The organism is Paraburkholderia sp., from assembly GCF_026225065.1.
GTDB lineage: Bacteria > Pseudomonadota > Gammaproteobacteria > Burkholderiales > Burkholderiaceae > Paraburkholderia.
The window spans coordinates 1-8,088 of sequence record NZ_JAMFSB010000302.1 but is presented as its reverse complement, the minus strand read 5'-3'; the positions used below and the strand labels follow the sequence as shown (position 1 = coordinate 8,088).

Below are 8,088 nucleotides of genomic sequence, written 5' to 3'. Positions count from 1 at the left end.
GCGTGCAAGGCGCTGCGCGAGGAAGGCTACAAGGTCATTCTCGTCAACAGCAATCCGGCGACGATCATGACCGACCCGAACACGGCCGACGTCACCTACATTGAGCCGATCACGTGGGAAGTGGTGGAGCGCATCATCGCCAAGGAGCGCCCGGACGCGATCCTGCCGACGATGGGCGGCCAGACCGCATTGAACTGCGCGCTGGATCTCCACGCGCACGGCGTGCTGGACAAGTACAAGGTCGAGCTGATCGGCGCGTCGCCGGAAGCCATCGACAAGGCGGAAGACCGTCAGAAGTTCAAGGACGCGATGACCAAGATCGGTCTCGGTTCGGCGAAGTCGGGCACTGCGCATTCGATGGAAGAAGCGCTGCAGGTGCAGGCGCAGATCGCAGTGGAAACCGGCAGCGGCGGTTATCCGGTGGTGATCCGTCCGTCGTTCACACTGGGCGGTTCGGGCGGCGGCATAGCGTACAACCGCGACGAATTCGAAGAGATTTGCAAGCGCGGTCTGGACCTGTCGCCCACGCGCGAACTGCTGATCGAAGAATCGTTGCTCGGCTGGAAAGAGTACGAGATGGAAGTGGTCCGCGACAAGGCGGACAACTGCATCATCGTCTGCTCGATCGAAAACCTGGACCCGATGGGTATTCACACCGGCGACTCGATCACCGTCGCGCCGGCGCAGACGCTCACTGACAAGGAATATCAGATCCTGCGTAACGCATCGCTCGCGGTGCTGCGCGAAATCGGTGTGGACACGGGCGGCTCGAACGTGCAGTTCTCGATCAATCCGAAAGACGGCCGGATGATCGTGATTGAAATGAACCCGCGTGTGTCGCGTTCGTCAGCCTTGGCTTCGAAGGCGACCGGTTTCCCGATCGCCAAGGTCGCGGCGAAGCTCGCCTGCGGCTACACGCTGGATGAACTAAAGAACGAAATCACCGGCGGCCAGACCCCGGCTTCGTTCGAACCGACGATCGACTACGTCGTCACCAAGATTCCGCGTTTCGCGTTCGAAAAATTCCGCGAAGCCGATTCGCGTCTGACCACGCAGATGAAGTCGGTGGGCGAAGTGATGGCGATTGGCCGCACCTTCCAGGAGTCGTTCCAGAAGGCGCTGCGCGGTCTCGAAGTCGGTGTGGATGGTCTCGATGAAAAGACCACCAGCCGCGATGAGGTCATCCGCGAGATCGGTGAAGCCGGTCCGGATCGGATCTGGTATGTGGGCGACGCTTTCCGTATCGGCATGAGCGCCGCGGAAATCTTCGAAGAGACTTCGATCGACCCGTGGTTCCTCGCGCAGATCGAACAGATCGTGCTGAAGGAAAAGGCGCTGGGCGGCCGCACGCTCGCGAGCCTGTCGAAGGAAGAGCTGAAGTATCTGAAGCAAAGCGGTTTCTCGGACCGGCGTCTCGCCAAGCTGCTCGGCGCGAAGCCGGAGGCAGTGCGTCAACGCCGTATCGAGCTGAACGTGCGTCCGGTCTACAAGCGCGTCGACACCTGCGCGGCGGAGTTCGCCACCAAGACCGCCTACATGTACTCGACCTACGAGGACGAGTGCGAAGCGAACCCGACCAACAACAAGAAGATCATGGTGCTGGGCGGCGGCCCGAACCGGATCGGCCAGGGTATCGAGTTCGACTACTGCTGCGTGCACGCCGCGCTCGCGATGCGTGAAGACGGCTACGAAACGATCATGGTCAACTGCAACCCTGAGACCGTTTCGACCGATTACGACACGTCCGATCGGCTGTACTTCGAATCGCTGACGCTGGAAGACGTGCTGGAAATCGTCGACAAGGAAAAGCCGCTCGGCGTGATCGTGCAATACGGTGGTCAAACGCCGCTCAAGCTCGCGCTCGATCTCGAAGCGAACGGTGTGCCGATTATCGGCACCTCGCCGGACATGATCGACGCGGCCGAAGACCGCGAACGTTTCCAGAAGCTGCTGCAGGAGCTCGGCCTGCGCCAGCCGCCGAATCGTACCGCCCGCGCCGAAGATGAAGCGCTGAAGCTGGCTGATGAAATCGGCTACCCGCTCGTCGTGCGTCCGTCGTATGTGCTGGGTGGTCGCGCCATGGAAATCGTCCACGAGCCGCGCGATCTCGAGCGCTATATGCGCGAGGCGGTGAAGGTGTCGCACGATTCGCCGGTGCTGCTCGACCGCTTCCTCAACGACGCAATCGAATGCGACGTGGATTGCATCTCCGATGGCGAAGCCGTGTTTATCGGCGGCGTGATGGAGCACATTGAACAGGCGGGCGTGCACTCGGGCGACTCGGCTTGCTCGCTGCCGCCGTACTCGCTCTCGAAGGCAACCATTGCTGAACTGAAGCGTCAAACCGGAGCAATGGCGAGAGCGCTGAACGTGATCGGCCTGATGAACGTGCAGTTCGCAATCCAGCAAGTGCCACAGGCGGACGGTTCGAAAGAGGACGTGATCTACGTGCTCGAAGTGAACCCGCGTGCTTCGCGCACGGTGCCGTATGTGTCGAAAGCGACCAGCCTGCCGCTCGCGAAGATCGCCGCGCGTGCGATGGTTGGCCAAACACTGGCCCAGCAGGGCGTGACGAAGGAAATCGACCCGCCGTACTTCAGCGTGAAGGAAGCGGTGTTCCCGTTCGTCAAGTTCCCGACCGTCGACCCGGTGCTCGGACCGGAAATGCGTTCGACCGGCGAGGTGATGGGTGTGGGCGAGACCTTCGGCGAAGCGTTGTTCAAGTCGCAACTGGCCGCGGGTTCGCGTTTGCCGGAGTCGGGCACGGTGCTGCTGACCGTGATGGACGCCGACAAGCCGAAGGCCGTCGAAGTGGCGCGCATGCTTCACGAACTCGGCTATCCGATTGTCGCGACCAAGGGTACGGCTGCTGCGATCGAAGCGGCTGGCGTGCCGGTGAAGGTCGTCAACAAGGTGAAAGACGGCCGTCCGCACATCGTGGATATGATCAAGAACGCCGAGATCGCGCTGGTCTTCACGACCGTCGACGAAACCCGCGCTGCGATCGCCGATTCGCGGTCAATCCGCATGAGCGCCCAGGCGAACAAGGTCACGTACTACACGACGATGTCGGGTGCGCGCGCCGCGGTCGAAGGTTTGCGGTATTTGAAGGACCTGGAAGTCTATGATTTACAAGGGCTCCATGCTCGCCTAAACTAAGGCTTCGAATACCTGTCCAAGATGTAAGTGCCGCGGTTAAGCGGCGTCCCCCAAGGTACCGGCACGGGCTTTGCCCGGGCTCAGGTACCAGCGGGGATGCACTTAACCGCGGTGATTTTTTTTACGGCCGTTTTTTGCCACTAGAGCTGTTTATGAGCACTATTCCACTGACGACGCGTGGCGCCAAGAAGCTGCGCGATGAACTACAGCACCTGAAATCAGTTGAACGTCCGGCGGTCGTCAACTCGATCTCAGAAGCGCGAGCCCAGGGCGATCTCTCGGAAAACGCCGAATACGACGCCGCGAAAGAAAAGCAGGGCTTTATCGAGGGCCGCATTGCGGAAATCGAATCGAAGCTGGCCGGCGCACAGATCATCGACCCCGCTGCGGTAGACGCGGACGGCCGCATTGTGTTTGGCGCGACCGTGGAGCTGGAAGACCTCAAATCGGGCGCTGCGGTCAAGTATCAGATCGTCGGCGACGACGAAGCGGACCTCGAACACGGCCTGATTTCGATCAGCTCGCCGATCGCGCGTGCCTTGATCGGCAAGGCCGAAGGCGACGTGGCGTCGGTGCAGGCGCCCGGCGGCGTACGCGAGTACGAAATCATCGCCGTCAGCTACGTCTGAAGGGCGCTCAGGTGTCTACCCAGCTGTCCCCCGTGCCGCATAGGGTGTTCCGGCTGCTGGCCGTGATCTGGGTCGGCAGTCTGCTCACCATCGGCTATGCGGTGGCGCCCGTGCTGTTTACTTCGCTTGACCGGACCTCGGCAGGTGCGGTCGCGGCGCAGCTGTTTCGTATCGAAGGCCTGCTTGGCGTGGTGTGCGGCGTCCTGTTGCTTGGGCTCGCCAATGTGCTGATCCGCCGCGGTAACGACGCTTATCGCCGTTTGCGCTGGCTGATCGCCGGGATGGTGGTGTGCGTGCTGCTCGGTTACTTCGCGCTGCAGCCGTTCATGAATGCAATCCGCATGGCTGCGCTGGAGGCAGGCACGGATGTCGCCCATTCGCCGGATGTGGCGCGCTTTGGCGTGCTGCACGGCGTGTCGAGCCTGTTTTATCTGATCGAGAGCTTGCTCGCGGTGGCACTGGTGTGGAAGCTGCCCACGAATGCCACGGCCGGGCTGACCGGGCAAGAAGCCAGTCGCGCAGCGGGTAAGAGCGTTGCCGGTTAATACCGCCGGTTAGCACGGTCAATCAATAGTCGATCAACGTAACGCACAACGCCGCGGGCAGGGCGCCCGCAGCCTCTTCAGCTTTTACGCAGAGATTACTTGACCGACTGGTGCGGACGCTTGGCGCTGGTCTGACGTTTCTTGGCGCGCTTGACATTGCCGCCTTGCGTGACGCGTTCGTTACCGCGCACCACGACCTTCTTGGGCTTCGGCTTGCGCATCGGGATTTCAGACGGTTTGACCACCGTCACGACGCGCGGGGCGCGCCCTTTACCGGGCTTGGCATCTTCGGCCGCCGCTTGACGGGCACTCGGCAGTTCGCCGCGACGCACGCTCGGCAACGCGCCACGTTTAGCGCGGGTGGCTGCGGGTTTGGCCGCTGCTTCCGGCTTCCAGATCACCAGCAGTTTGCCGATGTGCTGAATCGGCGCCGCATTCAGCGTGTCGCAGATCTGCTCGTAGACCGCAAGCCGTTCTTCGCGTTCGTCGCCGAACACGCGGATCTTGATCAGTTGATGGGCGCCCAGGTGGACCTTGATTTCGGCCAGCACGGCGTCAGTCAAGCCCTCGGCGCCGACGAGCACGACCGGTTTGAGCGCATGAGCCTGGGAGCGCAACTCGGCGCGTTGATCGGAAGAGACTTTGAGGGCTGGCATGGAAAGTGGAAGACTCGACTAAAATGGCGGCGCCTGCATTTCCGATCGCTTCGGTCGATCGCGCAGGGCGGCGCGTCAGAACAACAGAGAACGCGGTTGATAGCCCCCGGGGTGAGACCCATGGAGCGGCAGCCGCGCGAATAAAACGCGTATTATCCGCTAAAAGCGCGGCATCACGCAGCAAGAGTTCAACGGTTAATGGCAAAAAACAAATTCAACACCTCGTGGCTGCACGATCACATCAACGATCCGTACGTGAAACTGGCGCAGCGGGAGGGTTACCGTGCCCGCGCAGCCTACAAACTGAAGGAAATCGACGAACAGGACAAGCTGATCCGCCCCGGCCAGGTCATTGTCGATCTCGGCTCGGTGCCCGGTAGCTGGAGCCAGTACGTCCGTAACAAGCTGGCGCAGGGCGCGAAGCGCGATGCGACGCGCGAAGGGGGGATCGACGGCACGATCATCGCCCTGGATATGCTGCCCATGGAGCCGATTTCCGACGTCACCTTCATCCAGGGCGACTTTCGCGAGGACTCCGTTCTGCACCAACTGGAAGAATTAGTTGGGGAGCGTCAGGTCGATCTTGTAATTTCGGATATGGCGCCCAACCTGTCGGGAGTGGCGCTGGCGGACGCTGCGCGGATCGAACATGTATGCGATCTCGCGCTGGAGTTCTCCCAGAATCACCTGAAGCCGGATGGTGCCCTTTTAGTCAAATGCTTTCATGGCAGCGGTTACAGCCAGATTGTCGAGAAGTTCAAGCAGCAGTTTAAGACGGTGGCCGCGCGGAAGCCGAAAGCGTCTCGCGACAAATCGTCCGAAACTTTTATTTTGGGTAAGCATCTGAAACGGCCCGGTTAATTGGGCACCCCGCACGCGTTCTGCGACGTTTTTGAGTCCCGGATTTGCCGGAAAAGCGGCACTGGAACAGCGTTTTGCGCTATTTATGTGGTAGCGAAACGTTATGGCAGGGGTCTGCGGACTGGATTAGAATGCTTTAGTGGTGCCGCAAGGCAAATGTAGGCGCCCGTCTATGAGTGAAGGAGTGGTGCTTTGAACAACAATATGTTTTCGAAGGCAGCAGTGTGGCTGGTTATCGCACTGGTGCTGTTTACGGTGTTCAAGCAGTTCGATAAGCCCCGGGTCCAGGAAGGCGTGTCCTATTCGCAGTTCATGGATGACGCAAAGAACGGCAAGGTCAAGAACGTCATCGTTCAGGGGCGTAACCTCACGGTCACTCCAGCAGACGGCCAGAAGTACCAGATCGTGTCGCCCGGCGACATCTGGATGGTCGGCGACCTGATGAAGTATGGCGTTCAGGTAAGCGGCAAGGCCGATGACGAACCGAACGCGCTTGTGTCCGCGCTGTACTACCTCGGACCGACAATCCTGATTATCGGGTTCTGGTTCTACATGATGAGACAGATGCAGGGGGGCGGGAAAGGTGGTGCGTTCTCGTTCGGCAAGTCCCGTGCACGTCTGATCGATGAGAACAACAACGCAATCAATTTCACTGACGTCGCCGGTTGCGACGAAGCCAAGGAAGAAGTCTCCGAACTGGTCGACTTCCTGCGCGATCCACAAAAATTCCAGAAGCTAGGCGGGCGGATACCACGCGGCGTGCTGCTGGTCGGGCCGCCGGGAACCGGGAAGACGCTGCTGGCACGCGCGATTGCCGGCGAAGCCAAAGTGCCGTTCTTCAGCATTTCGGGTTCGGACTTCGTGGAAATGTTCGTCGGTGTCGGCGCGGCTCGTGTGCGCGACATGTTCGAACAGGCCAAGAAGCATGCGCCGTGTATCGTGTTCATCGACGAAATCGACGCGGTCGGCCGTCATCGCGGCGCCGGCATGGGCGGTGGTAACGACGAACGCGAACAGACTTTGAACCAGCTGCTGGTCGAGATGGACGGTTTCGAAGCTTCCTCCGGCGTGATCGTGGTGGCGGCCACCAACCGCGCCGACGTGCTCGATAAAGCGCTGCTGCGTCCGGGCCGTTTCGACCGCCAGGTCTCGGTCGGCCTGCCGGACATCCGCGGCCGCGAACAGATCCTGAACGTGCACATGCGCAAAGTGCCTATCGGTACCGACGTCAAGGCCGACATCCTGGCCCGCGGCACGCCCGGCTTCTCGGGCGCCGACCTGGCCAACCTGGTCAACGAAGCCGCGCTGTTCGCCGCGCGCCGCAGCAAGCGCCTGGTCGACATGATCGACTTTGAAGATGCGAAAGACAAAATCTTCATGGGCCCTGAGCGCAAGTCGATGGTCATCCGCGAGGAAGAGCGCCGCAACACCGCGTATCACGAGTCCGGTCACGCCGTGGTCGCCAAGCTGCTGCCGAAGGCCGATCCGGTCCACAAAGTGACCATCATGCCGCGCGGTTACGCGCTGGGCCTGACCTGGCAGCTGCCCGAGCACGATGCATTGTCCGGCTACAAGGACAAGATGCTCGAAGAGATATCGATCCTGTTCGGTGGCCGCATCGCCGAGGAGATTTTCGTCGGCCAGATGTCGACGGGCGCCTCGAATGACTTCTCGCGCGCGACCAAACTGGCGCGCTCGATGGTCACGCGCTTCGGCATGTCCGACAGCATGGGCGTGATGGTCTACGAAGACAGCGAGAACGATGGCTTCTTCGGCGGCGCCACCAAGACCATCTCCGAGGCGACCCAGCAAAAGGTCGACTCCGAGATCCGCAACATCCTCGATACGCAGTACGCCCTGGCGCGCGGCCTGATCGAGAAGGAGCGCGACAAGGTGGAAGCCATCGCCAACGCGCTGCTGGAATGGGAAACCATCTACCGCGAGCAGATGGACGACATCATGGAAGGCCGTCCCCCGCGTCCGCCCAAGGACTGGACGCCGACCATGAACCGCTCGGGCGGTACGCCGCCCCCGGTCAAGGTCGACAACGCACCGGCCGCGGTTTGAACGACTGAACCGCCGCTGAGTCGAACGGGGCCTCGTGCCCCGTTTTGCGTTCTTCCGCTAGACCTGCCTCCGATGATCTGGCAAACCAGCCGCTACCGCATCGATCTGACGCGGCCCCAGGTGATGGGCATCGTCAACGTCACGCCCGACTCGTTCTCCGACGGCGGGCGT

The 8,088-nt window shown here is 61.2% G+C and carries 6 protein-coding genes and 1 pseudogene; 6 read left to right on the top strand and 1 reads right to left on the bottom strand.

Annotated features, from left to right (window positions below; genetic code table 11):
- The 3 genes from carB to M0954_RS21710 form a co-directional block, all read left to right on the top strand.
- The coding region (carB, locus tag M0954_RS21720; protein WP_297355433.1) for a carbamoyl-phosphate synthase large subunit at positions 1-3,159 on the top strand (3,159 nt) is incomplete at its 5' end.
- Between the two features lie 152 nt (positions 3,160-3,311).
- A complete protein-coding gene (greA, locus tag M0954_RS21715) occupies positions 3,312-3,788 on the top strand; it encodes a transcription elongation factor GreA (RefSeq protein WP_122152011.1) in 477 nt (158 codons plus the stop codon).
- A gap of 32 nt (positions 3,789-3,820) precedes the next feature.
- Positions 3,821-4,333, top strand: a complete 513-nt coding sequence (locus tag M0954_RS21710; protein ID WP_297355434.1) for a DUF4149 domain-containing protein — start codon at positions 3,821-3,823, stop codon at positions 4,331-4,333.
- Positions 4,334-4,428: 95 nt separating this feature from the next.
- On the opposite strand, the gene M0954_RS21705 is transcribed toward M0954_RS21710, so the two are convergent.
- The gene (locus M0954_RS21705) at positions 4,429-4,989 is read right to left on the bottom strand and encodes a YhbY family RNA-binding protein (RefSeq protein WP_122152009.1); all 561 of its coding nucleotides are present in this window, start codon (positions 4,987-4,989) and stop codon (positions 4,429-4,431) included.
- Between the two features lie 198 nt (positions 4,990-5,187).
- Between M0954_RS21705 and M0954_RS21700 the strand changes: the two genes are divergently transcribed.
- The 3 genes and pseudogenes from M0954_RS21700 to M0954_RS21690 all read left to right on the top strand — a co-directional run.
- Positions 5,188-5,850: an RlmE family RNA methyltransferase gene (locus M0954_RS21700; RefSeq protein ID WP_122152008.1), complete on the top strand. Its 663-nt coding sequence runs from the start codon at positions 5,188-5,190 to the stop codon at positions 5,848-5,850.
- Between the two features lie 192 nt (positions 5,851-6,042).
- Positions 6,043-7,917, top strand: coding sequence for an ATP-dependent zinc metalloprotease FtsH (ftsH, locus tag M0954_RS21695; protein ID WP_297355431.1), 1,875 nt, complete (start codon positions 6,043-6,045; stop codon positions 7,915-7,917).
- Between the two features lie 72 nt (positions 7,918-7,989).
- A pseudogene (locus M0954_RS21690) lies at positions 7,990-8,088 on the top strand (dihydropteroate synthase); the annotation flags it as partial.

Coding starts and splice junctions, on each gene's coding strand:
- greA (WP_122152011.1), top strand. CDS start 3,312: ATGAGCACTATTCCACTGACGACGCGTGGCGCCAAGAAGCTGCGCGAT.
- M0954_RS21705 (WP_122152009.1), bottom strand. CDS start 4,989: ATGCCAGCCCTCAAAGTCTCTTCCGATCAACGCGCCGAGTTGCGCTCC.
- M0954_RS21700 (WP_122152008.1), top strand. CDS start 5,188: ATGGCAAAAAACAAATTCAACACCTCGTGGCTGCACGATCACATCAAC.